Annotated in this window: 21 protein-coding genes; 5 read left to right on the top strand and 16 right to left on the bottom strand. The window is 59.2% G+C overall.

Going from position 1 to position 24,896, the window contains the following annotated elements:
- Positions 1 to 50: 50 nt before the first annotated feature.
- The 14 genes from RA20_RS24660 to RA20_RS11460 form a co-directional block, all read right to left on the bottom strand.
- The gene (locus tag RA20_RS24660) at positions 51 to 3,047 is read right to left on the bottom strand and encodes a calcium-binding protein (RefSeq protein ID WP_052248973.1); all 2,997 of its coding nucleotides are present in this window, start codon (positions 3,045 to 3,047) and stop codon (positions 51 to 53) included.
- Between the two features lie 124 nt (positions 3,048 to 3,171).
- A complete protein-coding gene (locus RA20_RS11520; protein ID WP_052248972.1) occupies positions 3,172 to 3,816 on the bottom strand; it encodes a sugar transferase in 645 nt (214 codons plus the stop codon).
- Between the two features lie 26 nt (positions 3,817 to 3,842).
- Positions 3,843 to 5,903: a hypothetical protein gene (locus tag RA20_RS11515; protein WP_152618492.1), complete on the bottom strand. Its 2,061-nt coding sequence runs from the start codon at positions 5,901 to 5,903 to the stop codon at positions 3,843 to 3,845.
- Positions 5,904 to 5,907: 4 nt separating this feature from the next.
- Positions 5,908 to 6,750: a glycosyltransferase gene (locus RA20_RS24655; protein ID WP_052248971.1), complete on the bottom strand. Its 843-nt coding sequence runs from the start codon at positions 6,748 to 6,750 to the stop codon at positions 5,908 to 5,910.
- A complete protein-coding gene (locus RA20_RS11505; protein WP_152618491.1) occupies positions 6,747 to 7,307 on the bottom strand; it encodes a glycosyltransferase in 561 nt (186 codons plus the stop codon). The genes RA20_RS24655 and RA20_RS11505 overlap by 4 nt, the downstream gene beginning before the upstream one ends.
- A gap of 10 nt (positions 7,308 to 7,317) precedes the next feature.
- Positions 7,318 to 7,785, bottom strand: coding sequence for a hypothetical protein (locus tag RA20_RS11500; RefSeq protein ID WP_039128474.1), 468 nt, complete (start codon positions 7,783 to 7,785; stop codon positions 7,318 to 7,320).
- A 105-nt stretch (positions 7,786 to 7,890) separates the two neighbouring features.
- Positions 7,891 to 9,126: a glycosyltransferase family 4 protein gene (locus RA20_RS11495; protein ID WP_039128471.1), complete on the bottom strand. Its 1,236-nt coding sequence runs from the start codon at positions 9,124 to 9,126 to the stop codon at positions 7,891 to 7,893.
- Positions 9,123 to 10,061 carry a glycosyltransferase family 2 protein gene (locus RA20_RS11490; protein WP_039128469.1) on the bottom strand — a complete coding sequence of 313 codons (939 nt, stop codon included), beginning with the start codon at positions 10,059 to 10,061 and terminating at the stop codon, positions 9,123 to 9,125. The genes RA20_RS11495 and RA20_RS11490 overlap by 4 nt, the downstream gene beginning before the upstream one ends.
- Positions 10,062 to 10,084: 23 nt before the next feature.
- Positions 10,085 to 11,392 carry an O-antigen ligase family protein gene (locus RA20_RS25965; RefSeq protein ID WP_039128467.1) on the bottom strand — a complete coding sequence of 436 codons (1,308 nt, stop codon included), beginning with the start codon at positions 11,390 to 11,392 and terminating at the stop codon, positions 10,085 to 10,087.
- Positions 11,393 to 11,394: 2 nt separating this feature from the next.
- On the bottom strand, positions 11,395 to 12,372 hold the full coding sequence (locus RA20_RS11480) for an acyltransferase family protein (protein WP_039128464.1): 978 nt from the start codon (positions 12,370 to 12,372) through the stop codon (positions 11,395 to 11,397).
- Positions 12,369 to 13,628 (bottom strand): Coenzyme F420 hydrogenase/dehydrogenase, beta subunit C-terminal domain, encoded by a 1,260-nt coding sequence (locus RA20_RS11475; protein WP_052248967.1) that lies wholly within the window; start codon positions 13,626 to 13,628, stop codon positions 12,369 to 12,371. Before RA20_RS11475 ends, RA20_RS11480 begins: the two co-directional genes overlap by 4 nt.
- A complete protein-coding gene (locus RA20_RS11470) occupies positions 13,610 to 14,782 on the bottom strand; it encodes an oligosaccharide flippase family protein (RefSeq protein WP_193748827.1) in 1,173 nt (390 codons plus the stop codon). Before RA20_RS11470 ends, RA20_RS11475 begins: the two co-directional genes overlap by 19 nt.
- Positions 14,783 to 14,862: 80 nt before the next feature.
- The gene (locus RA20_RS11465; protein WP_082017995.1) at positions 14,863 to 16,116 is read right to left on the bottom strand and encodes a polysaccharide pyruvyl transferase family protein; all 1,254 of its coding nucleotides are present in this window, start codon (positions 16,114 to 16,116) and stop codon (positions 14,863 to 14,865) included.
- 656 nt (positions 16,117 to 16,772) lie between these two features.
- Complete coding sequence (locus RA20_RS11460; RefSeq protein ID WP_039128455.1) at positions 16,773 to 17,660, bottom strand: LysR family transcriptional regulator; 888 nt, start codon at positions 17,658 to 17,660, stop codon at positions 16,773 to 16,775.
- Positions 17,661 to 17,770: 110 nt separating this feature from the next.
- Between RA20_RS11460 and RA20_RS11455 the strand changes: the two genes are divergently transcribed.
- From RA20_RS11455 to RA20_RS11435, 5 genes are all read left to right on the top strand, one after another.
- Positions 17,771 to 18,928, top strand: a complete 1,158-nt coding sequence (locus tag RA20_RS11455) for an ABC transporter ATP-binding protein (protein ID WP_039128452.1) — start codon at positions 17,771 to 17,773, stop codon at positions 18,926 to 18,928.
- 112 nt (positions 18,929 to 19,040) lie between these two features.
- Positions 19,041 to 19,913, top strand: coding sequence for a carbohydrate ABC transporter permease (locus RA20_RS11450; protein ID WP_446720153.1), 873 nt, complete (start codon positions 19,041 to 19,043; stop codon positions 19,911 to 19,913).
- Entirely contained in the window at positions 19,910 to 20,872 is a 963-nt protein-coding gene (locus RA20_RS11445; protein WP_039128447.1) for a carbohydrate ABC transporter permease, read from the top strand. Before RA20_RS11450 ends, RA20_RS11445 begins: the two co-directional genes overlap by 4 nt.
- Before the next feature lie 110 nt (positions 20,873 to 20,982).
- The gene (locus RA20_RS11440) at positions 20,983 to 22,230 is read left to right on the top strand and encodes an ABC transporter substrate-binding protein (protein WP_039128444.1); all 1,248 of its coding nucleotides are present in this window, start codon (positions 20,983 to 20,985) and stop codon (positions 22,228 to 22,230) included.
- A 64-nt stretch (positions 22,231 to 22,294) separates the two neighbouring features.
- Positions 22,295 to 23,125, top strand: coding sequence for a phosphodiesterase (locus RA20_RS11435; protein WP_039128442.1), 831 nt, complete (start codon positions 22,295 to 22,297; stop codon positions 23,123 to 23,125).
- A gap of 536 nt (positions 23,126 to 23,661) precedes the next feature.
- Here the strand turns inward: RA20_RS11435 and RA20_RS11430 are convergent.
- Together RA20_RS11430 and RA20_RS11425 are read right to left on the bottom strand one after the other, a co-directional pair.
- A complete protein-coding gene (locus RA20_RS11430; RefSeq protein WP_039128439.1) occupies positions 23,662 to 24,105 on the bottom strand; it encodes a nuclear transport factor 2 family protein in 444 nt (147 codons plus the stop codon).
- Positions 24,106 to 24,185: 80 nt separating this feature from the next.
- A complete protein-coding gene (locus tag RA20_RS11425) occupies positions 24,186 to 24,821 on the bottom strand; it encodes a DUF1826 domain-containing protein (RefSeq protein ID WP_152618489.1) in 636 nt (211 codons plus the stop codon).
- Positions 24,822 to 24,896: the final 75 nt, after the last annotated feature.

Genomic DNA, 24,896 nt, shown 5'->3' with positions numbered 1-24,896 from the left:
GGCTCCGCCAGACAAGCTGTGCCTCTAGGCAGAGCAGGTCTCCTTTGCAGTTAGCCGTCGAAAAAAGTTATTGCTATCTCTGCCGAGGCGTCGAGCGTTAGGCCGCTGAACTGGATTTCGTCTCCAGACCCGTACAACAGGCTCAAACCTTGGGTTCCCGAATGCCAGCTCACGTCTTCAGAGCTGACACCTGCCAAACGGATGACATCGACGGTCACATCGAAATCACCGATCACGTCCTGCCCGTCACCATTGCGGAACTCAAAGATGTCGGCTCCCGCGCCTCCGTAAAGGACGTCATTGCCACCTCCGCCAGAAAGCCGATCCGCGCCCTCTTCACCGCTGATAGTGTCAGACCCAGCGCCTCCGGACAGCTCATCGTTGCCAGTGCCGCCGTGCAGCTTGTCCATTCCGGCACCACCGTGAACACTGTCGTTCCCCTGACGTCCGTTAATGTGGTCGTTCCCTGCCATTCCTGACAATGAATTGCTGCCTGAATTGCCCAGCATGCGGTTTGCACCCGCATTTCCCGTTGCGCTGTAGTCACCACTGCCGAACAGGAATACATCCTCCACGTTCTCTGACAGCGCCACATCCGCTTTGGCATGCACAACATCATGGCCTTCGCCGTCGAATTCGACGATTGTGTCGAAGGCATCTGAAACTTTATAGGTGTCGTTTCCGGCCCCGCCGTAAGCGGTATCGGCGCCGGCATTGCCTGACAGCAGGTCATTGCCCGCACCGCCGTACATGACGTCGTCGCCAAGACCGGGGCACAATGTATCGTTGCCCTCGCCGCCATCGGCCGTATCGGCCCCGTCGCCGCCATGCAGCTTGTCGTTTCCGGACTGGCCGTAAAGTACATCGGCACCGTCATTGCCATGCAGCTTGTCGTGTCCTTCGCCGCCATAAACAGTGTCGTTGCCAGCGCCTGCAATCAAATTGTCGTTGCCAGACCTGCCATCGATTGAGTTATCCAGCCCATTGCCCACAATCATGTTGCGCAGCGCATTGCCGGTGCCGTTCACCGCATCCGAGCCCTTTTGAAGCCATAGGTTTTCCACCCCGCCATCAAGCGTGTAGCTGACTTTTGACTTCACGGTATCGGTGCCATCCCCTCCGGCTTCGGACACCACATCATCTGTGTGATCCACGAAGTAGATGTCATTGCCTGTGCCTCCGTACATCACATCAGCGCCGGTCCCCCCATCAAGCACGTCGCGGCCTGCCTCACCGTAGATTATGTCATCTCCGGATTGCGCACGGATGAAATCATTGCCCGAACCGCCATAGATATCGTCGGCGCCGTCGCCGGCGAAAATCTTGTCATTGCCGCCATATCCCAGGATCACGTCATCCGGCCCGTCCGCCCTGTCGATCTGGGTGCCGTCCAAATCCGTGAATCCGACCATGTGGTCATTTCCGGCCGTGCCCTGCACGGGAGAGGTCTCAATCGTCAGCGTGGCGGTGTCCGAAATCCCCGCGTCGCTTTCAACAGTATAGGAGATCTCGGCGGTGACATCGCGCGGTTCACTGCCGGGCGTAATCTCAAGCAGCCCGTTGCCGAGGTAGGTAGCTGTTTCTCCATTTGCCAAAGTGAAGATGTCACCGGTACTGACCGCGGCCCCGTCAATATGGGTCAATGTCAGAGTTCCACCCTCAGTCACCTCGTCGTTCGCGAACAGGTCAACCGTCATTGCGGTGCCCTTTGCGGCAAGCTTCAGTGTATCATCTTCAGCCACTGCAACCGACAGCACCGGCGCCCGCAGCAGAACGGTCGACGTGGTATCAATGCCAAGGAACGGATCCACACCCCGCGTATCCATGGCACCATCGTTGCTGTAGACCTTTGGCGCTTGCGCCAGGAGCTCCATGTAGAGCGCGCCATCTTCACCGGCGGTGATCCGGTAAAACCCGCCGGCATTTGGCGTTGTGCTGTCCAGATCATGATCCGTGTTGTTCGCCCCGGCATAGACGTTGCCATCGGCATCCACGATGGTCGCGCCATAAGCACTTGCTGGAATGCCGGGCTTCACTTCGCCATCCACAATTGTTCCAGCAAGGGTCTGGGTTGTCACTTTCGGGTCACCGCCCAGACTCACTTCGGAGATGTCGATGGACACCAAAATCCCTTCAGCGCCGTTTGACCCGCCATGCGCAACGCCAAAGAAAGTTTGGGTGCCCGCATCGTACGCAAGGTCTGCAAGCCCGCGGGTTGGAATGCCCAGCGCAGGCATCTGAATGACCTGGGATTGAAGCGCTCCGTCCGGTCCGGTTTCCGACAAGTCGTACACAACCGCGGTGGTCAGGTTGCCGCTGAAAGTCCACAGATTGCCTTGGTCGTCAACGTCGCCAATGTAGGAACCCATGATGCCTGAAGACACCTTGTAGGTGGCACCGGTGGCGTCCATTGCGATGACATCATTTCTTGCGATCGCGTGCCCACGGGCGTCGGTCCCGTCAGATCTGGCCAGACCATAGATCAGATCGAACTCGCTGGAATAGCCAATGGCGTTCACATTGACTGCAGCAGATGTCTCGGTTTCGGTATAGCTGTTTGTTTCCAGATCGAATTTGACGAGCTGCCCATTCAATACCTGGTAGATGAAATTTTGGCCTGGTGCGAAGGCGTCAACCGTCACCTCGCGGCCTAGGAAGTTCACCGTCTTTTCGTAAGAGGGGATAACACCGGAGGTATCCAGCAATCCGTCTGCATCCGAGGAAGCGTCCAGAATCCTGAATTCAAGCTCGGTAGGCTGACCAGTGCCTGTCAAATCGAAGGTGTATGTTTCGAAAACCCCGCCCTCGTGAACAAAACTCCCGATGCTTTCGCCACCAAATACAACCTCGATCGTAACGGTTTCAACGTTGGCCGACAAATTGGCTGCCAAGTTGAATTCCAGCTCGTAAGGGATGCCCTCAATCGTTTCGACCGTTGTCGTTAAAACCGGTGAGCCGCCTTCGCCGACTTCCCCCTCCCAATGATCCGAGACAGTGTATTGCCCAAACGTGAGTCTCTCGTCCGTATCCTGCAGCAGGTTGGTCATGCTCATTTCTCCCCCTGATTGTTCAACATATTGCCGGCGCCGAAAGTGCGGTTTTCGGCAAAGTCAGTGGTATGTGCGGATGTTGTGGCCAGCGAATTGCCGTCTGCGGCAACGGGCGCGCAAATCAATAGGCGCCTCTCCCATCCAAAACGGCGCGAAAAGTCCGAAACAAAATGACAAGGTCTGTTCTGAGTGTGCAATTGCGGACATAGGCCAGATCCAAATCGATCATCTCCTCGAAGCCGATTTCCGCGCGGCCTGAGACCTGCCAGAGCCCCGTGATGCCAGGCTGTACACGGTGGCGGAGATGCGCCCGTTCGGGATATTCGTCAACTTCCTCAACCAGAGCGGGGCGCGGTCCGACCAGAGACATGTCACCTCTGATGACATTGAACAGCTGCGGCAGTTCATCCAGGGACCAGCGGCGGAGAAACCTGCCAACGCGAGTGGTCCGAGGGTCGTTCTTGATCTTTATGCACAACCCTTCGCGGTCGCTCTGGTGCGCAATCCGGTCTCTTAGATCTTCTGCATTCTGCAGCATGGACCGGAACTTGATCATTTTGAACGGCTTCCCATCCAACCCAACCCGGCGCTGCACAAAAAAAACTGGACCACGGGATGTCAGCGCGACAGCTGCAGCGCTCAGTACAATCAGCGGCCAGATCATCGCCAGGATTAGCAACGAGAGGACGAGATCAAAAAGACGCTTCGAGTTGACCGCAATCCAGCCGCGGGTTTGCTTCGGGGTCTCGATAGATAACATCGTCATTGGCAATCTCCGATTAGGCATCCATTTCACGTGCGAACGGCCAGCCAAGGATCTCCGGGCAAGGCATTGCGCATGACGGCCACCCCGCCATGACGGGGCAGGCCGTCCAGCCGGTCGATCTGAGCGAAAACCAGGTCTTTGGGATCTGAAGGCACCATGGCCAGCACGCCCACATCTGACGCGGACAGAACAAATTGGCTGGACAGGCGATCGTTCAGACTTCCGGCCGAAACCATCACGATGTCGACCGAACGTGCGAGCACCCCAATGGCTTCGCGCACCATTGGTGCTGAAATGGTCGTGTCGTTCAGATTGTTCTTTGGCCCGTCCGGCAGTTCCCACACACCTGCTTCGCCCTTCACCACGTCGATGTCTGCGAAGTCTCCGGACAAGAAGCTGCGCCAGCGGTTGGCGGAAGCGGATTGCGACGTTTCCGCGATGTCCGCTTCAATAATCAGCGTGCTCATGCCTGCCCGCGCATAGCTTTCAGCAAGTGCACGGGCTAATTCGATGGTCGGCCCGGACCCGGCCCGGGTCACAGCGATAACCGGAGCTTTGCCAACCAGGCGTGGTTTGCGAAGCGGGTGCAGCTGCAACTCGTTGCGAAGTAAATCCGCGGCGTGCCGGTCTGTATCTCCGGCGGGGGACACTTGCAGAACCGGCAAACGATGCTCAACAGGCAGCAAGCTTTCTGCAAACCGCAGGCGGCCATCCTTGAAGCCAAGGATGAGGGACATAACCAGGGCCAGGCCTACCCCTCCGGCAAAACCTGATGCGGCCAGCATCTTGCGGCTGTCGCTTACCGGATCCGCAGGCATGGAAGCGGGCGACATCAGTACTGCGTAACCAGGAAGAGAACGCCCGGATTCCAGCCTGATCACCTCTAGCGCGCGGCGCGTTTCCGCCAGCAAGTCCTGAGCTTCATTGATGTCGTGCTCAACCTGGTCCAACTCGATGCGACGCCGGTTCAAGTCGCGGGCCTCAAGCCGGGCGGATTCCAGCTGGCTTTCAACCTTCGAAAACAAACTGCGAATTTCGGTGATGCTGGTGTCGTTTCCTTCTGCCGAAGCATTGGTCAGAGCGCCGGTCTGGCCCAGGACTTTGATTTGTTCGCGCCGGTCGGCCAGCGCCGTTTCGATGACCGCGATCTCATCCAGCAGCGCTTCTTCCTTCAACTGGAAGCGCATGTTGCTTTGGCCGTTGTAGCCGGCTTGCAGCCCGGCCAGTTCGCTCATCAGCTTGGCACGCTCGAAGTTGAGATCGGCCATTGCCCGGTCCAAGAGCGTAGCCCGCATGATCTCTTCGTCGGAAGTGTCTGCAGAGGCACCGCCGGTCCGGGCTTCCAACGCGGCAATTGTTGCTGCAACTTCGGATTTGCGCGCAGCAAGCCCATCGATTTTGGCCAGTTTTTCGATGTGCGCCTTGGTAATCGCATTTCTGCCGAACTCTCCGCCGACTTCGAGCTGTGTTACCCGCAGCCTTGTGAGGCGAAGCGCAAGCTCTTCCTCCCGTGCACGGAGCTCTGACAGGCGGACTTCGGACCGGGCGGTTTCAGCCTCGGTTTTCAGTTCGAGATATGCTGCAACGACAGCATCCAGCTTGCTCTGCGCAAACTCGGCAAGCCGGCTTTTGGTTTTGAGCACAATCAAGCTGTCGGACCGCTTGATCTCGATAGAGCCGGAAAGGTCGGAAACACTGATGGAACCCGCCGGGCCCGGATTGTCCGTCGCAAGGGAATGGGCGGCACGCAGCATGACAGGCGGCGATGCGACATAGGTGGTTTCAGCCTTAACAAAACTGTCGAAGGTTTTCAGAACCGACCCGTCGCCCGTGGCGTACAAAATGTTGGATTCCTGCGGAAACACCCGGAGGATGGCTTGTGATTCATACAGCCGGACGCCGGACATGTAGCCCGCAGCCGCCAAAACGGGCCCGAACAGCATTGCCTTGCCTATGGTGTGTTTCCAGCGCCCCCTCATGATGCGGATCAGCCCATGGACCGGATTAGGTTCTGAGGCTTCGGTCTCTGCGGCTGCCAGATGTTGCTGCTGATGCCCCTGTGTGCGGGCTGATGCGGCTATCGCCATACGGTCACCCGGCCGCGCGCGAGGAATGATCGCGCTCCCATAGGTGGCAGGAGTTCTGCCCTTCCAGCATCAGGCACACCCGCACCCAGGTCATAACAAGCAGAAAGAATGCAATCGGGAGAGTGTCCGGGCGGGAGACCAGGGCGCGATGCAGCATTTCCTTGGTGCTTCCCCGCTCCGGGCTGGGCTGGCCCAGCCTCGTCACCTGCCGCGCCCCTCTGATGCTGCGCCGCCTGACTCGGATCAAATCCGGCAGGCTGGAGGGCGCACGTGCCTGAAAACTGCATTCCGCTGCAAAGGCAGTTTCTTCCTGCCGGAAACTTCTTCGGATGTACTCGTCATCTGCAATGACTTCGGGCAGCGGGAATACACGTGCGGCCCCTGCCGGCGACAGGGCAAACAAACCTCCGAATTTTCCCTGGCTGAAGTAAGGGTTTGAGCGCCATCCTTGATAGAAGGTGCGCACGGCGGCGGAGGATTCAGAAGTAACGACTTCCATCTTGCCGCAAGACGCCAGTGCATTTCCGTGTTCGAGCGGAGCTAGAAGGGCTGTCAGTGACTCCGAAGTCACATCCAGATCTGCATCAAGGCATATGACCGGGGCTGACTTGCAGGAAGCTTCGAATCCAAGGTTCAAAGCATGGCATTTGCCGCAGCGGTCTGTCTCAATGACTTCTGCTTGCGGCATGACGGCACGCGCCCGGGCCGCTGTCGCATCTGAACATCCGTTGGCGATCACAATGACACGGAAGTCGCTGAGCGGGAGACCTTTGGAAAGATACCAAAGGGTTCGGGCTATTACCGTTTCCTCATTGTACGCCGGAATCAGGATCGTCGCTTTCATCATGCGGCACCGCTTTGATCAGCGGGCTTAGTTGATGCCTGCTGAACCGGCCGGTCCCAGACAAAATCCTGGATCGCGCCGAGGAGTTCCTCCAGATCTGCTGATTCCTGGGAGGCAGCGGCTGGAGGCAATTGGAAGCCACTGGCCAATGCCCGGTCCAGCTCTTTGCAGAGGGTTTGGCCATCCTGCACGACGGTCACATTGGACAGCCTTGCCATCTCGTTTGCAGTGTCCTGCTGGTGATCGGTGCGATGCTCTTTGAATTTCATCCGCCGGGGCATCAGGATCAGCGGCTTGCCGACCTCAGCCGCGGACAGAATGGTACCCATGCCCGCATGTGCCACGACCAGCCGTGCCCTTTCGAAGCGGGTTTGGAATTCGACCTGGCTAAGGCTGGCAACTGTGTCGAGATGAGGAAATGACCCGGGGCTGTCACCTGTCTGGGCGAATACCGGGATGCCCGGATTGTGAGCGGCCCAATTGTCCAGGCTTGTTAGCATCCGGTCGAATGGCAGCTGTGTGCCTACAGTAGCAAAAATCATCGTTGAAACCTCAATCAATTGAAGGTTTTCAGATCAGGGCACCCCGGTATTCTGCGCCGGTCTTTGCGGCGACCTGAGGCCACTGGGACAGCACGCGGTCAGCAACTCCCAAGGAGAGACGTGCGGAAATCGACAGCTCCCGGGCGTTAGCAATCGAGTCGATAAACATCGTCCGTGCGCCAAGCATCCGGGCCAGCCGGATGGCGACAAAACCGCCTGCCGCGCCGGTTGAAACCACCGCATCCGGACGAATGCGCAAAACCAGCCAGGCCAAGCGAAGAACACAGGCAATCAAACGGAGCGGGGTGTCCTTGTTGGCGTCCGGATAAACATGAACGTGGTCTGCAGCTGAGTTTTCGGCAGCCGAAGCGTCGGTAGTTGCATAGTGCACCTCAGCACCTTCGAATGCCGGTGAAAGGTGCTGCAATTGAACCCAGTGGCCTCCGCCTGACGAGACTGCGAGGACAACCGGAGGCGAGTGATCATGTCTAGGCATTTCGGTGCTCCCAAGCTTCCATTGCGATCTTGGGCTCATCGTAGCACTTGATAACTAATTGATTTAAATTGTAAAAAGAATCCTCGCCGAGTAATTGGACGAGGCTCACCTATACTCTTGGATACCGTCTTCCTCTTTTTGCTGCGCCAGTACGTCTTTATAAAGGCAGACTAACCGGGTGGCCTTCGACGCCCAGCGGCCTTCAAGAAAAACCTTCTTTCTAGCGCTGGCACCAAGCCTGTTGCGGAGTGATGGCGAGACGGCAAGGCGCCTCACGGCTGAGGCGATATCAGCAGCAAACTCATGCGGTGCCGTAACCGGAATCCGGATCCCGCAGCCATCATTCACGATCCAGCCTGGACCGCCTCTGTCTGCAGCTATTACAGGCAGACCATGGCGCATCGCTTCATAAAGAACACCGCCTGCCGGCTCCCGAAAGGAAGGGAAGCAAAAAACATCATGCGTGGTGTACAGGTGCTCAACCTCTTCCCTCGAAATCTTACCCATAAACCGGACGCGGCCGGCAACCCCTAGCCGGTCAGCTTCCGCGCGGCACACATCCAGCTCTTCTCCTGCACCTGCGCTGGTCAAGGTGACGCCTGGCAGATCACTCAGATGCGCAAGCGCCCGCACCGCGTCCCGCAGCCCTTTGGTCCGCACCGCGCGCCCCACATGCAGCAGCCGAAGCCGGCCCCGTGCCTGATCCCGGGTCCGTTCCGGCTCCACATCATCTATTCCAAGTTCGAGAACAGGCTCGAACCGCTTCAACGGAACATCTCCCAGAACATTCTGCACATATGGGGCGACACCCAGCACACAGGCAGCCCGGGCGTAGCTTGCGCGCAGCCAGGGGTCATTGCGGAAGCGAAACGCATCGAGTTTCCGGAGACGGGTAAACAAAGGCGCGCTGGCAGCTTCTGCTTGAAAGGCCGCCGGTGTGTCGAGCGCGCCCCCTAGCGGACCGATGATGTACGGTATGCTGAAATGGCGCAGCGGCGATGCGTAGCGGGCGGCTTGCGGCATCAGCTGATGGGCGATGTCAAAGCGTTCGCCTGCGCTGGCAGCCGCCGCAATCCACTTTCTTACCTGATGCGAGAAAACAGGCCAGGCAGGTTTGAGCATGGCATTCAAACGCTCATGGCTGACAGCCCAGGATGGTTCGGGCCAGGTCACAACCCTTGCGCCGGGCAATTGAGCCGCCACCCTTTGCCGTCCAGGTCTTTGAAAGGTCAAAACAGTCAGGTCAGTGAGGGCGGACAATGCCTGGGCCCATTTGAAGGCAACATAGGCTTCTCCCACATCAGAGACGTCAATATTCGGAGCAATCAGCAGAACCCTCATGCCTGCACCGCCAGTTGCTTGCCGGATGGCCAGGCTTTGGGCAGGTCAGCGGCAACGGATAGGAAATGGCGGGCCCGGCTCTTGGCTCCCTTTCGGTTTGCGAGGGCTAAAACAGACCAAAGCAGAGCTCTGGACAGATTGTGAAAGCACAGGATGGCAAAGCAGAGCATTCCCGCCGCCAGCCCGCCGTGCTTCCGGTGCAGCCGGGTTGTGCCTTCAGTCATCATGACATCCCGCCTGTGATTGAGCTTGCCAACGGCCCCGCCGCCAAAATGCGTAACTTCAGGTATCGGAACAAAGACAAGCCTCCAGCCTGCACTGGCAAACCGGTGGCACCAATCGGTTTCCTCCCCATAGAAGAAGAACGTCTCGTCCAGCAGCCCGACTTCTTCAATTGCCTTGCGGCGGACGAACATTGCTGCGCCCGAAATCACGTCGACATTCAGCTCAGACGAACGGTCCCAACCCGTCATCCTGTAGCTGTCCCACCGCGCAATTCTGGTCAGGCCCAACGCCTGCATCGTCAGGTGCTTCAAGGAGGGGAACGCGCTGCAGGACGGCTGGACTGAGCCGTCCGAATTCAGAACCCTTGGGCCGATCACACCTGTGTCCGGATGTGCATCCATCCAAGCAACCGCTTCAGCCAGTACGCCGCCATGCACCAGCGTGTCGGTGTTCAGAAGCATGACAATCCGGCCCTTCGCCCGCCGCAGGGCAACATTGTTCCCGGCGGCAAAGCCAAGGTTCTTCCTGTTTTCAATGAGGTGGACACCGGGAAACTCAGACCGGACCATTTCTGCAGAGGCATCGCTGGACGCATTATCAACAACAAGGATTTCAAGCTTCAAGGAAGCCCTCCCCGCCTCAACGGATTGCAGGCAATCCCGAAGCAGATCCCGGGTGTTCCAGTTCACAATAACTATTGAGAGATCCATGGCGGTGGCTTTCCTGCAAAGGGTTAAAACAAACGCTGCGGCTGCACTCTGCAGGCCGCAGGGCGCGGGTGCAGCGGCACCCGGTTCTTTCCCGGGCGCGCATCCTGCAGCCAGGCGCCCGCACCGATGAGAAAGAAGAACAAGACAAACAAGGCGTTCCAAAGATGGACCGTTGCCGCGGCAACGCTGATCCCGAACAGGGTGAATGCCCAGGCATGCCGGGCCCGGCGCCATTCCGCAGGCAAGCCCTTGCGCCGTCCGGCGGCCCAAATCAGGCCAAGCAGCATTCCAACCAGCAGAAAGAACGCCGGCAGACCGTAACGTACCGCAGTTACCAGCCAGAAGTTGTCCATGCTGTCTGACATCCATGCTGGGCGTTCCCAATCTCCCAGGCCAATCCCGAAAACGGGATGCCTGCCAACTTCCGCGGTTCCGTATTCGAACAGCAGAATGCGGTTGTAGGCGGATTGTTTGGAAAAGGTGAAATTGTTCACGAAAACGTGGAAGGGCGTTTTTGCCGAAAACAGGTCAATCGCAACATAGGCCAGCGCCATCAGGGAAAAGAGGGCAGCCCAGCGCCCCTGCACGCGGCTGAATGCACGCTCCCAGATGGCGACAAACCCTTGCATCATCAGGACCAGATAGGGCCCGCCCGATGCCGACATGAACGTTGCGAGGCCAACTCCAAGCACCTTTGCCATGCCCCCCAGATCGCTGAATTTCCGTTCAGCAACCACAAAGTAAGCCAGCGAGAAGGCCGAGGCGCAAAACACCCCGTACAGGATCGGGTGATCAAAGGGGCCGAAAGTGCGTTCGATCCCCATCCGCGGTTCTATGAAAGGTGCCCGCGCTCCGCCGAAGGCACCTGAGATACTGTCGTGAAGAATATGAATTCCGGTCAGTGCTTCGGGGACCGTGAAAAGGAGCATGGCAACCACAACAGCAACATAGGCGCGTGCAACCGCAGCAAAGTCTTCGTAGGACCGTATGTACAAGCGGCCGACCAGGTAGGCGCCGGTGCATTCCACAAAGTAGATGCCGCCGGATTCAATTCCTTGCCCAAACCCGCCCCATTTGATCAGTGCTATGACGGCCCAAATGCAGTGCAAAAGGATCAGGATGTCGAAAATTGTTATCCGCCCCCGTTGTCCGGACAGAAGCTGCACAAGCATCGGAAGGAAGAGAACAATCAGAACAACCCGGTAGGCAGAAAGCCTCAGCCCTCCAAGGTTAAGCGAAACAGCGGTTGGCAGCATGACGGCCAGGAAAAAGACCGCAATCGCAGCTGGAACGCCCATGATCCCGCGCGATGATGCAAGATTGGCAGCCATGGCTACACCTGCACGCGCCGGCGCGGCGTCATTGGGGCTTCGACGAGATGCCAGCTCAAAACGGCGAAAGGAAGTGTTGCGGCTAGGCTGAGGATTGCCAGCGCAACCGGCCCCGTGCCCGGCAGCATGAAGATCGCAAACTGCGCGACCGGCCAGCCGTAGATGTATAGGCCGTAGGAATAATCTGCGTGCAGTTTCACCTGCGGCAGGCACAGTGCTGCGGCCAGCGCCGCCAGGCAGACAGCCGCTGTGGACCAAGCTCCGGGCAGAACCACTGAGGCCAGGACTGCAATGGCAGCAAGCGCAGGTCTCACCTCGATGCGATGGCGCAGGCGGTAGACGGCCATGCCCAGCAGAAAGGCGTAGAACAAGGGTACGAACACGGCAATCCGTCCAGGAAAATGCCCGCTCCACCACGTTGCGGCTCCGGCGGCAAGCGCCAGCCCTGCAACAGCCAGCGCATGGCGGGTCAGCCCGGACAGAACCAGCAGAGCACAAAGCCCGTAGGCCGCTACTTCATGAAACAAACTCCACAGCGGGCCATTCACCGTTCCGGGATAAGGGTTTTCTGCAAAGGCCCCCGGGATCTGATGCTCTATCGACAGCAGAGTAAAGGCGCGCAGGCCCCAAACGGCGGCCTCTTCCGCCGTTGGCACGGCACCGCTGGCACATGCCAGTGCCAAAGTGGTCAGCAGGGCCACTCCCAGCCCCGGGAAAATCCGCTTGGCGCGCGCCTGCCAAAAGGCCGCTATCGTCCTGCGTTCGGCGCTTCGGGTAACCAGCAGGCCGGAGAGAAAGAAGAACAAAAGCACAGCCCAACCGCCAAGCGAACGGCCCGTGAGATGCTCCAGCGGCTCTGGCGTACCGGGACCAAGTGCCAGGGGCCAGGCATGGCTCACGATAACGCAACCGGCCAGAACCAGCCTCAGAACATCCAGATTGGACGTCCGCCCTGCGGAAAGGTGAGCCGCCAGCTTCATTCGCGGATTTCCGAGATCGTCACTTTGCGCCACAAACGCTCGCGCAATATGCGTTTCCAGGTGCCAAAGACCGACTGGAGTTTCTGTTTCAAAGACAGCTCCATCCACAAAGGAAAGAGCGGCTGGCCCAAAGTCCTGGGAGCACGCAACCCCGCAGCCCGCATGGCCAGAGAGCGCCCCCAGACTGCTCCATGCGTGTTCTTCAGATTGGGCTGGGCACGTGCGATTACATCGCGGGGTCTTGGCTCGGCAACAATTGCTTGGGCCCGTATGGCCGCCTCGATAAACTCGTGCCCCCGCCTGGTTCTGGCAACGATCAGCGAACGCCCCTTGTCCTGTTCGCCGGATGGCGGGTCGTGCCAGGGATCACCAACCGAGATATCCGCAAAAGCTCCAGTATGATCCGAGCAGATCCGGCAGCGCCAGCGGCGCGCCGATTGCAGGTACCTGCCCCAGCCTTCGGCATAGGTGATGCTCTTGCTCTTATGCAGGACGCCTTGGGTGTCCTTCCAGACAGCCTGCATCAAACCTGGCCAGCCATTCCCGCGGTAACGCAAGTCCGCCAGTTGCGCGTCCTTGGGAACCTCCAGCCTGTCCAAAAGCCGCTCCGTCGCTGCCAGGTTCGGAGCACCAGCGCAGAAAATCGAAATTGTCAGCGGGATTTGATCTGAAAGCTCAGCCCATGACCGCATCGCCTGGTGCGCCGACGCGACATCGCATGGTTTGCCAATGAACACGGTCCGGCCGTCGCGGCTGGCGATTTTGCCCAGCATTTCAGCCGGGCTTGCCTGGGCATAGCGCGAGCCTGCGCCCCGCATCAGCCCCTCACGGTTTGTGCTGATCACAGCTTCATTCAGACGCGGATCATTCCGCCGTGCCGCAATATGAGCCACTCCGTCAGCGGTGCCCGCCGCCAGCGCATGGCCGGCCAAAGCTGTCACCGCCCCGCCAGAAGACCCTTGGCGCCGCATTTCCGGATCGCTGGCCCAGGCCTCCCAGGCGCCCAGAACAGGCCCCCAGTCTGCGTCGACGCCATCTTCAAGCGTCAACCCCGACCAGTCGCTTGACGCCCCCGCACAAACCGCCAGCGCTGACTTCGCGGCCTGCCGCCCTTTGCCGGTATCTTCGACAACCGGCCGCCGCCCATGCACCGGATCCTCAATCATCCGGATCGCGTTGGGGAAGGCCCCGGCGCAGGCTCCGCAGCCGGTGCACATATTGCCGGCAACAATTGCGGTTATCGGGTCGGTGCCCATGCGTAAACCTCCTGTTTTCCTGTACTGCTGAACGTGGGGCGCGAAAGCACGTATGCGCGCCAGGTTGCCCCGGCTTCCCCAAGTGCCGCCGCAGCGGCAATGGCTGCGAGCGGGAAGCTGGCTGCCGCGACTGCAGCTGCGGGGATGAGCGCCAGGGCGCGTATCAGGTTTGCACGTGCTGGGTCGCCGGTGCGTCCGGCGGCAATGGCAAGCTGAGAGTAGGGTGTCCTGAGAATACGGAACCCAGCCGCAGCCCCTAGGGCAAGCGCCAGCGCCCCATCAGGCTGGAAGCCGGCGCCGTAAAGCAGCCCGATGACAGCAGGGGCAAGAAAGGCAAACCCCGAGGACATGACGGCCGCAAGAATGATGTACAGGGTCAAAACCGGCTGCCACACTTTGGCAAGTGCATTGCGGCGGATTGCAATACGAAGGCGCGGCAGGACAGCAGACGCTGCTGCCCGGCCGGTGATCTGCGCTGGCAGCAGCGCAAGTTGCAAAGCCACGCCATACACCGCCAGCGTGGTCCAGTCGTAGGCTTTGGCGACGATCACACGGTCCGCATAGAAGGTGAAAAACAACAGCATCGCATTGGACACCAGCGGAGCGCCAAAGTGCCAGACGCGGCGAAGGGCGCTGACCTTGAACCGCACCTGGTATGGCCGTACGGCAACCAAGTGGGACAGGCCGGCATAAACTGCAGCATGCACAGTCAAAACAGCCGGCATAGCCCTGTGATCTGCCAGAAGAACTGCAGCAGGCAGCACGCAGGCGGCCATCGCAATGGTCGCACCGCCTTCGACCAGTGCCATCGGCTTGTACCGGAGCAGGCGTTCACTGCGGCGAAAGTCCAGATGTGCCAAACCGCGCAGCGCCGGAACAGCTGCCAGCCATGCAAAGGCGGCCGGTGCGGGGCCGCCCGTGAAAACCGCGGCCAGGATCGGCGCAGCCGCGAGCAGGACGAGAGCAGCAATCAGCCCTCTTGCAATGGTCACGCCGTGCATTTCTGCCTGGAACCTGCGAGTACCGCCGTCACCGGCCTGCAGCATCAGGCGGTCCACCCCCACGTCGCTTGCCATTTCCGCAAGCCGGACAGTAAGCGCCAGTATCATCGCCTGGCCCAGTTCACCCGGGCCCAGAACCCATGCAAGGATCATAGAACGGCCTAGCGCCGCTGCCTCAGCCAGGACAGGCACAACCCAGACCAAATGCTGTCCGGAGGAAGCCCGCGCAGGGCTCAGCATGCAATGCCTGCCTGGCGGGCAATCACGCTCATCTCACGGCTGGCGCGGGCTTTGACCCCTTCGATGCGGCCTGCCAGATCGTGCTTCAGAGCGGCCCGGCTGGAAAAGGAAGCGGCAGCCCGCTCGGCAACCTGCCGGGCGTCTGACGTGCGCAAGTCAACAACCTCTCCGCCAATGCCGCACTCGTCAAATACCCCTTGAGCCTTATCTGTGTAGCCTAGACCCAGTGTCGGCACCCCGGAGGAAAACGCCCCGATCGTTGCGTGCATCCGTGCTCCGGCGAACCAGTCCAGCCGGGACAGCACCCACTTCAATTCCATGGGATTCAGATGTTCTTCCAGCACGAGAACCCTGTCTGCGCCCAAAGCGCCGAGCCGTGTTTTCAACGCCCGAGCAGCGTCCAGGTCACTTTCCGCATCACCGCCGGGGCGATGCACATGCGGAACCAGCAGCAGCCGAAGACCGGGATGCACTCTCAGCAACGCTTGCGCCAGTGCATCGGCTTGATCTGTGTGAAAATCTTTCAAACCGAAGCGGCGGCTGGCTGTTTCCCTGTCATTGCACAAAAGGCCGGAAACATTCAGCCCTGCCAGCGGGAAGGCTCTTGAAGAGTCCAGCCAGCTTTCTGCAAGTGTTTCAAGACCGCTGGGCCGAACCGAGGGCAAGGCGACTGCAACGTCGACACCCAAACGATGGCGTTCCGGGTCAAAGCCATCCCCCAGCGCATCGCGAAGGAAATCATAGCTTGGCGCATCCCGTACCCAGACCGCAGAGGCCGCGCGCAGAACGGCAACCGCCTCCGATTTGAAGGCCGGATTAGAAAATGGCCCAAGCTTCTGCGGCAATAGAATGAGCGGCACTCCGGCGTCCAGCGCCAAGCGCTTAGTAAGTATCATGGCTCGGAAGCGCTTGGGGCCGTAAACATCCGTGAAGCTGTCGCCGCCGGATATGTCCAGGACCGCGCGGGAGCTTGCGACTGTGCGCGCAGGCGCATTCAAGCCTCCTCCGGCACGTGCCCAGGCATGCGCCGCACGCAGGTTGTCTCCGCGCCAGAAACGGCGGTTATGGGTAAGGCCAACCAGATTAACCGTTGCATAGCCCCAATCTGCCTGCCGCAGGCCGCGCCCGTGGTCGGCAACCGTGATCGCCGAGGCGCCTCGGCAAGACAGGCCTGCCACCGTTGAATGGCAAAGAGCGCTTACACCCTGGTTTCCAGTGTCAGGAGCTGCATTTAGAAGCGTAATCATAACGGCCCTCAAAATTGTTTTGAGAATTATAGGCCTAGGCTGATTCAGACTTCTCCAGTGCAACTGTTGAGATGCAGCGCACAATGGTGAGCAGGACCTATCCGAAAGTTCACATCAGACGCTTTTTCCAGAAACCTGGACAAACCGAAGTCTAGCGCGACCAAATCGAAATGGCATCGCAGCCCAGTTTTTCAGAAACCTGAGTTGAAAATCGCACATGGCGGCGACGTGTCATTCGGTCAGAGAAAAAGGGCGGAAGGAACACCAAGTTTCACACCGGGACTGATACCATTGGCCGCCCCAAAAGACTTTTCAAGACAGCCGGGCAGGCCTGCGGCGGCACGGGTGCCAGGGTGCCAGGGTGATCCTGAACGGCCTGCCTTCCGCCAAATGGATGATCGAAGCCCACGGATAGGTCGCCGTCAGATTTTGGGAAGCGTTGAACACAAGGGATACGGCCCTGCCGCCCCTGGAGGGAGCCACATGACCAGCCCATCTTCTACAGGCGTCTCACGCGCGGATCTCGGCCCTGCGACCAATCGGCGGCGCTAAATCGGCGGCTTCTGCACAGTTGATGGTCAGAGGCTCTATCCTTTGGCCGGTTTTTGGCTGCCTCACTGTTCTCACCATACCGGCAGCCTAGGGAGGCTGAGCTCTTACCCGCCGGACTCATGAAAATCTGAGGAACAGGCGGTTTCAATGAAAGCCTTCACCAATCGCAGTTTTGCCCTGTCCTTTGGCGCCACTACCGCGGTTTCATGCTGCTGTGTAAGTTCAGCGACCGGAACTTCGGCCAAACCTCTCGATATCAATCCGCTCTTCCCAAGGAAGATCGCGATTCCGGCACCTTGCAACACCGCCTCACACATCAAAGGGAACGTGGTCATCTTTATTGTACGTTGAAAGTAGACTCCGCTTTTGTGCTGCGCTTCTCGCACGACACGCTCCGTCAGAGATCCGGTTTCCGGCAGGATGATGGTTTCTTCTTGCAGGTCCTTGAAGCTCAGAATGCCACGCGCGGCGAGCGGGGAAACCGGCAAGAGGTAAGCCACGTATTGGTTCTTCTGAACCATCACGCGCTCCCAGTCATCAGAGTGCGGAGGATCCGTGATCAATCCGACATCAGCCCGCCGCTCCCGCAACAGGCTGGTCGCGGTGGTCCAACCGTAAAGGGAAAAATCGATTTCAACTTCGGGATAGGCCTGCCGGAACAGGCTGATCGCCTTGAGCGCGGGGAGAGGGGCATTGGCAATAATCTTGATGTGGCCGCGTGCCATGGCCTCATACCCTTCGAGCCGCTCGCTGATTTCCGAATCCAGCGCAACCAGCCGGTCCGCCAAGTCATAGAATTCCTGACCAGTCCGGGTGAGGGAAATGCCATCGCGGCTGCGCACCAGCAGCTGCGAGCCGACTTGTTTCTCCAGCTTGCCCACATGCTGGGTTACAGCCGGCTGCGTCACCCCCAACCGCGCGGCGGCGGCTGAGAAGCTGCCTTCCCGGACAACATAAGCAAAGGCAACAAACTGGTGATGGTTGGCGCGCATGCCCGGCCTCCTTTTGAACGAGGCCATAACCGCCATTAGTCTCACTAATGTGACGTCACAAAAGTGAAGGCTCAGCTGCTTAGACCACCGCTGTCAGATGGAGGAATCAGATGGCCGGGCTGAGCATCGAAAATATAACAAAGCGCTTTGGCGAAACCGAAGTGCTGAAAGGGGTTTCCCTGGACATAGCCGACGGTGAATTCGTCTCTCTGGTCGGGCCGTCCGGCTGCGGCAAGTCCACGCTGCTGCGGATCATCGCAGGGCTGGAGGAGCAATGCACCGGAGACATTCAGATCGGCGGGCACTCAGTTGCAGGACGGCGCGCGGCAGATCGCAATCTGTCGATGGTGTTTCAGTCCTATGCACTCTACCCGCATCTGAGCGTAGGCGAAAACATCGCGGTGCCGCTCAGGATGCGGCGCATGAAAGGGTTGCAGAGGCTGCCGCTTATCGGCGGTTTCCTGCCCGGTGCACGCGCCGTGGCTGGCGGCATTGGCCGGGATGTCACCCTTGCAGCTGAAATGCTCGAGATCGGGCATCTTCTGGACCGCAAGCCCGGTCAGCTTTCCGGCGGGCAGCGCCAGCGGGTGGCCTTGGGGCGGGCCTTGGTGCGGGAACCTGCCGCGTTTTTGCTGGACGAACCGCTTTCTAACCTCGACGCCAAACTGCGGGTCCAGACCCGGGCTGAGATTGCGCAGCTGCACCGCCGTCTTGCAGCAACATTTATCTATGTGACCCATGACCAGGTCGAAGCGATGACCATGTCAGACCGTATCGCGGTGATGATGGGCGGGCGCATCCTGCAGTGTGCGCCGCCTGATGCGGTCTATGAAGATCCTGACTGGATTGAGGTCGCCGAATTCATCGGTTCTCCGAAAATCAACATCCTCCCACTTGAGATCCTGTCCAACGGGCGGCTGAGCCTGCTGGATCACGCCTTGAACCTTGCCGTTATCGACGGGAGCAGAGGTGTCGCGTCGCTTGGCCTCAGACCAGAGGCGCTTCGGTTAACGGGCGGGGACAGCCCGATCCGCGGCCGCGTCGCGCATAGCGAGAACCTTGGCTCGGAGCTTTTCGTTCAAATTGAGGTCTCTGGCTTGGAAGAACGCGTCACCCTGCGCGCTATACCCGAGCAACGCAAAGCACTGGCGCTGGGAACACCTGTGGCCTTGGATTTTGACACTGACAACGCGCTTGTTTTCGACGCGGATGGCGCACGCATGCGCGGGCTTCGTCATCTCAACGCTGCAACCTCCGAGGTCGCTTGAGATGCCCGCCATAGAACCCTCCTTGCCGGTCGCAAAGACAAAGGCAGTTGCAGGTCACGCAGCCAAAGAACGCCGTGCCGCATGGGTTTTGACCGCACCTGCCCTGACCCTGATGGTTATCGTTCTGCTGGCACCGGTCATCATCGCGGGGCTGCTGTCCTTCACCAATTATTCTCTTGGAAACAGCGGTTTCGATTGGGTTGGCACCCGCAATTACGAAAAGCTGTTCACACGCGCGACGTACGAAAAGATGTTTCTGGCCACATTGACTTATGTGGTGACGGTGGTGCCGGTCTCAGTAGGCCTCGGGTTGGGGACTGCGCTGCTGATCAACTCGTTGGGCCGTTTCCGCGAGATCTACAAGACGATCTATTTCCTGCCGGTGATGGCGACGCTTCTGGCAATGGCCATTGCCTGGGAGTTCATGCTGCACCCGTCAATCGGAATGGTGAACCGCACACTGGAAATGGGCTGCGGCACATTCCTGGAACAGATCTGGCCTTTCATGGCTGACGGCTGTGCCGACCGGTTTCCAGTCTGGCTGGGCGACAAGCGTTATGCGATCTGGGTAATCTGCTTTATCGGCGTCTGGCAGGGGTTCGGCTTCAACATGGTGCTGTATCTGGCCGGGCTGACGAGCGTCCACCGGGAGCTGTATCATGCCGCGGAAATGGATGGAGCAAAATCTGCGTGGGAGCGGTTCCGTCTGGTGACCTGGCCTGCGCTGGGACCGACTACGGTCTTTGTTGTCACCATTACCTGCATCCGTGCCTTTCAGGTCTTTGACACGATCGAAGCCTTCTGGCCGCAGGGCGGCGGGCCGAACAAATCCACCTACGTGATGATGTTCGCCATTTTTGAAAAGGGCATCCAGCAGAACCTGATCGGGGTCGGCTCGGCGATCACCATGCTGTTCCTTGCCTTCGTCATGTTCCTCACCTTGATCCAGCGCTGGCTGGTGGAACGAAAGGTCCATTACAAATGACCCGCGACTGGTGGAAGCACCTGATCCTGATCCTTGGTGTGATCGTCGTCCTGGCGCCGTTTTATATGATGGTCAGCTATTCCTTCAAATCTCCTGGAGAAATTGACCGGGGAGAGGGCGGCTTTTTCGGGCAGCAGCAGCTGATGGTGGATGAGCGCTGTGTCAAACTGCGCGACCCTGACCGCAACGACATTGCTGCCGCCGCAGACCGCTTCCCGGGGCAAAGCGACAGCACGATCCGCGATGCGCTGGCTGCTGAGGCCACGGCAGAGTGCTCCATGCGGCCCGTGGTGTTCAATTACACCAAAGCATTCACCGAGGCACCGTTGCTGCGTTACCTGCTGAATGGGGTCATCGTGACGGCGTCGATCTTTCTGATCCAGGTCGTGGTCGCCTTGCCCGCCGCCTATGCGCTGGCCAAGCTGAAATTCTGGGGGCGAGATGCGGTGTTTGGCCTGGTTCTGTTTTGCCTGCTGATCCCAGTCCACGCCATTGCGCTGCCGCTTTACATCATGCTGGCCAAGCTGGGGCTGACCAATACCTATGCCGCGCTTGTTGTGCCTTGGACGATCTCGGTCTTTGGCATCTTCCTGATGCGCCAGTTCTTCATGACGGTGCCGGATGATCTGATTGATGCGGCACGCATGGATGGGATGGGAGAGTTCGCCATTGTCTGGCGCGTGATGCTGCCCACCGCAATCCCCGCACTTCTGGCCTTTGCGATTTTCTCAATCGTGGCCCATTGGAACGACTACTTCTGGCCCCGCATCGTGGTCACCGGCAACCGCGACCTGTTCACGCCGCCCTTGGGACTGCGGGAATTCAAAGGCGACGGCGACGGGTCGTTCTTTGGGCCGATGATGGCCGCAGCGACCGTGATCGTCACCCCATTAATCGTAGCTTTCCTGGTGGCGCAGAAGCGCTTCATCGAAGGAATCACCTTGAACGGCATGAAATGAGTTTCGGGTGCGGGCCGCCCCGCACCCTCCCGATATCCCGTCAGGGATCAACCCGGAGCGTGCATCGCCAAACACAAGCGCTCCACGTCAGGAATGAGAGGAAGATTTCCATGAAAACCGCCCTGTCTGCAATGGCTTTGGCGCTGACCGCCACCGCCGTGGTGGCCGAAGACACCGTGACCATCGAATTCGCCTATCCCTACAGCCATCTGTTTGACGTCACCTATGAAGCCATGATGCCGGCCTTCAAGGAAGCGCATCCGAACATCGATGTGAAATTCCGCGCCACCTATGAATCCTACGAAGACGGCACCAACACCATTCTGCGTGAAGCGGTGTCCGGCAACCTGCCCGACGTCACCATGCAGGGCCTGAACCGCCAGCAGATCCTGGTGGACAAAGGCATTGCCAAGTCGCTGGAACCTTTCATCGCCAAAGAAACCGACTTTGCCAAGGACGGCTATCACGACGCCATGCTGTCGCTGTCGACCTTTGGTGAAAACGTTCACGGCCTGCCGTTCTCGGTCTCGCTGCCGGTTGGCTATTACAACATGGATCTGCTGAAAGAAGCCGGAGTTGAAACCCTGCCCACCACCTGGGACGAGGTGATCGGCATGTGTGAAACCATGAAGGCCAACGGCATCGATAACCCGATTTTCTGGGGTTGGAACATCACCGGCAACTGGTTCATGCAGGCGCTGATGTGGTCGCAGGACAAAGCCATCGTTGAAAACGGCGTCGTGACTCTGGACAGCCCCGAAGCGCTGGCCGCAATGGAGCAAATGCAGAAGATTTTCACCAAGTGCGAGATGCAGAACCTTGAGTGGAAAGCGGCCCTGTCGTCCTTCTCGGCAGGCGAAATCGGCATGATATTCTGGTCGACTTCCGCCCTGGGTGCTGTTGAGCGCTCGCAGGGTGAGTTTGAGCTGAAAACGGGTCCTTTTCCCGGGATGGATGAAACACCCAAGGGTCTGCCGGCGGGCGGCAATGCCGCCATGCTGACTTCAGCCTCGGATGATCCGAAAGTGCAGGAAGCCGCCTGGACCTGGCTGAAATTCATCACCAGCGGTGAAGGCGCCGCAGAAGTGGCCAAGACCACTGGCTACATGCCGCCGAACAAGGCCGCAAACGAAGTTATCCTGGCTGATTTCTATGACCAGAACCCCAACAAGCAGACCGCCGTGGACCAGCTGCCTCTGCTGCGCGACTGGCTGGCTTATCCGGGCGACAATGGCCTGGCGATCACCCAGGTGATCTATGACGGCATCGAGCGCATTGTCACCGGCGACGCCGCCGACATGAAAGAGCTGCAGCAGGACATGGTCGAAGAAGTCGCCGACCTGATGCCTAACGGCTAAAGACACCTTTCCGGCTGCGTGCCGGTTCGCGCGCGGCCGGTTCTCCTCCGGGCAGAGTACAGATATGAAGATCATCCAAATCTCAGACATTCACCTGACGGTCCCCGGCGAAGAAATGGGCGGGCTGGACCCCCATGCCCGATTTGCGCTCGCCTTGGCCCATGTGATGGAAAATCATGCCGACGCTGCACGCGTCATCATCACCGGCGATCTGGCTCATTGGGGGGAACGCGCGGCTTATGAAGCGCTGCAAGCTGCCATCGCCGACCTGCCAATTCCGGTGCGGCTGATGATTGGAAACCACGACGACCGGGCAACCTTCCGCTCCGTCTTCACAGGTCATCCCGTGGACAAAAACGGCTTCGTCAATCACTCCGAAACAGTCGGGGGGACGCAATTCATCTATCTCGACAGCATTGGCGAGCGGACCCATGCCGGACATTTCTGCGCTGCCCGGCGCGCTTGGCTGAGGGCTGAGCTGGAAAGCTGCGAACGCGCTCGCATTTTTCTGCATCACAACCCAATGCTGGTGGGGCTGCCCGCAGAAGACAGGATCGCATTGGTCCAGGACGATCGCGGCCCATTCCGGGACCTGATCAAGGAACATGCCCGCAAAATCGACTACATCCATTTCGGCCATGTCCACGCACCAATCCACGGACGCCTGGCAGGTGTTCCTTTTGCCAGTGTGCCTTCGACCGGCAACCAGTCGATCCCGGACCTGAGCGAAACCGACTTGCTGAAAGGTGCCCCAATGGACCCGGCCTATTTCGTGCTGCTGATTGATGGGCAAGACACGACCATTCATCAGATCCCCTTTGCCTGGAACGGGCCTGTCCTGACTGCCGGCACGGGGTGGGAGGATTGGGCTAAACCAGTAGAGGCGGCAGAATGAGGTGCCGCGCATCTGACTGATACCCTCGTACCAGGCAGTAATAAGTTCTTTTTTTAAGAGCCCATCCGCAAGTGCGGCTGGATCCGGGACAGCAGCGGAAGCTTAGCTCGTGTGGAACATGATGCGTCAGCCGTGCATCCGGGGTCTGCGCCAGAACTTTGCACGGTATTGGCATAGAGTCTTGGTGGCCAGCCTCCGGGTTTCTCTTGCAATCGAGGGAACAGATCGCGGCGCTTCCGGTGGTCAATCACAGCTGCACGGAACCAAATGGCATTTCAAACACTCCATAGTTCTGCGGCACTTGCAAAAAGTGCTGCAGGTTGCGTTGAAGCACCCGTCAGATTCTGGATGCGCGTGGTCCGCCGGCACTTGCGGGGCATGCTCATACCGGCTGCCTGGATCCTCAAATCTGGCGATACCCGGAAATCCTCTCCGGCTCCTGATCAGCAGGGGATCGTTGACCAGCATGGTGTCATTCGGCTGTCGGCAGACTGAGGGCCGGAGCCGCTGATGCCATTCCCGCCGCAGGCAGCCGTTCACACGAATTTGGACGAATGGTGGCTTGCGATAAGCCAGACACCACCGATTTCTTCAAAACAGTACAGGAAGCGTGCCGGGATAATTTCATCCTCACCGTCACGCTCGAACGAGAACGTGTAGTGCCCGGCAGCAGTTGCGGTTGCAGCGGTGCGGCCAGCGCTCATGCAAACAGTGTTGAGCTGGCACGTCAGACCGGGGTTTGCCAGCAGCTTTTCAAAGTAGGCGCGGCGTTCGGCTGTGTCCCTGCAGATGTAGTTTTGCATAGCCGGCACGAGGATTGCCGTTTCGGAGTAAAGCGCAAGCAGGGCGTCAATGTCTTTCGTGCCAAGAGCCTCGATCCAGCGGAGCAGAAGTGCACGGCTCCCTGCCAGGCATGAGTGCGTGCCGGTTTCAGTATCCGGACCGTCCTTTGGGAGCACAGCAGTTGGGTCTTCCAGCATCTGATACCTTTCTTCTTGGGAACACAGCAAACAGCTGCTGCGCCATTCCGGCAAAGCACCGCAACTTGCGGACAGCGCGCTCAGTGCAAGCGGCCCTCCGGCTTATAGTCGAAAGCTGGATCAATAACGGCCAGCAGGCGGGTTTCTCCCGTTCCTTCGATGGGCGGCGAGCGGTGCAGAAGCACTGTCTGCTCCTCCCCGGGCCAGCAGCGCCCGCGCAACAGCACCGCGCTGCCCTGCGACACAGAGAGCGGCGCAGCTTCGGTACCGGGCTGGGTAAGCTGGGTCCCTGCCCCGCGGTAAGTGCACAGCATCCGGGCCGTCATGTTGTCGACATGGAACCTGCGGCAGGCGTTCGTGGAGACCGCTTCCAGACGCACATGCAGAAGCGGCGTCTCCATGATTTCACTCATGAGGTATCCAAGCGCGGCGATGTCGCCTGCCAGCATGTCCCGCTCTGGGCCGGCAGGCGTTCCGGCCAGGCTGCAGGCCGCCTGAATGCACCCTTCCAGCGCATCGGCGCCAACAAGGCTGCGCAGCTTCGGCAGCTTGTCCGGCGGCAGTCCGGAAATCCAATTGACAAACTCTGGCGCAGGCTCGCGCTGCCAGATTGCGGCCGCGACACCCGGCTGCTTGATACCGGATAAGGCCGATGCATCGCGCGCCTGCAGCACGGAACATGCTTCGCCGCGAATGGGAAAATCAACAATGCTCATGGTTCGAAACCCTTTGGGGATGCCGTCGGGAAACATGGGGCAGCAGACTGCATTGCTTTGCCTCTGAAGCGCGTG

It is taken from the genome of Leisingera sp. ANG-Vp (assembly GCF_000813725.1).
Classification (GTDB): domain Bacteria; phylum Pseudomonadota; class Alphaproteobacteria; order Rhodobacterales; family Rhodobacteraceae; genus Leisingera.
Note: the sequence above shows the minus strand (reverse complement) of the source record. Positions and strands in the feature narration are given on the sequence as shown.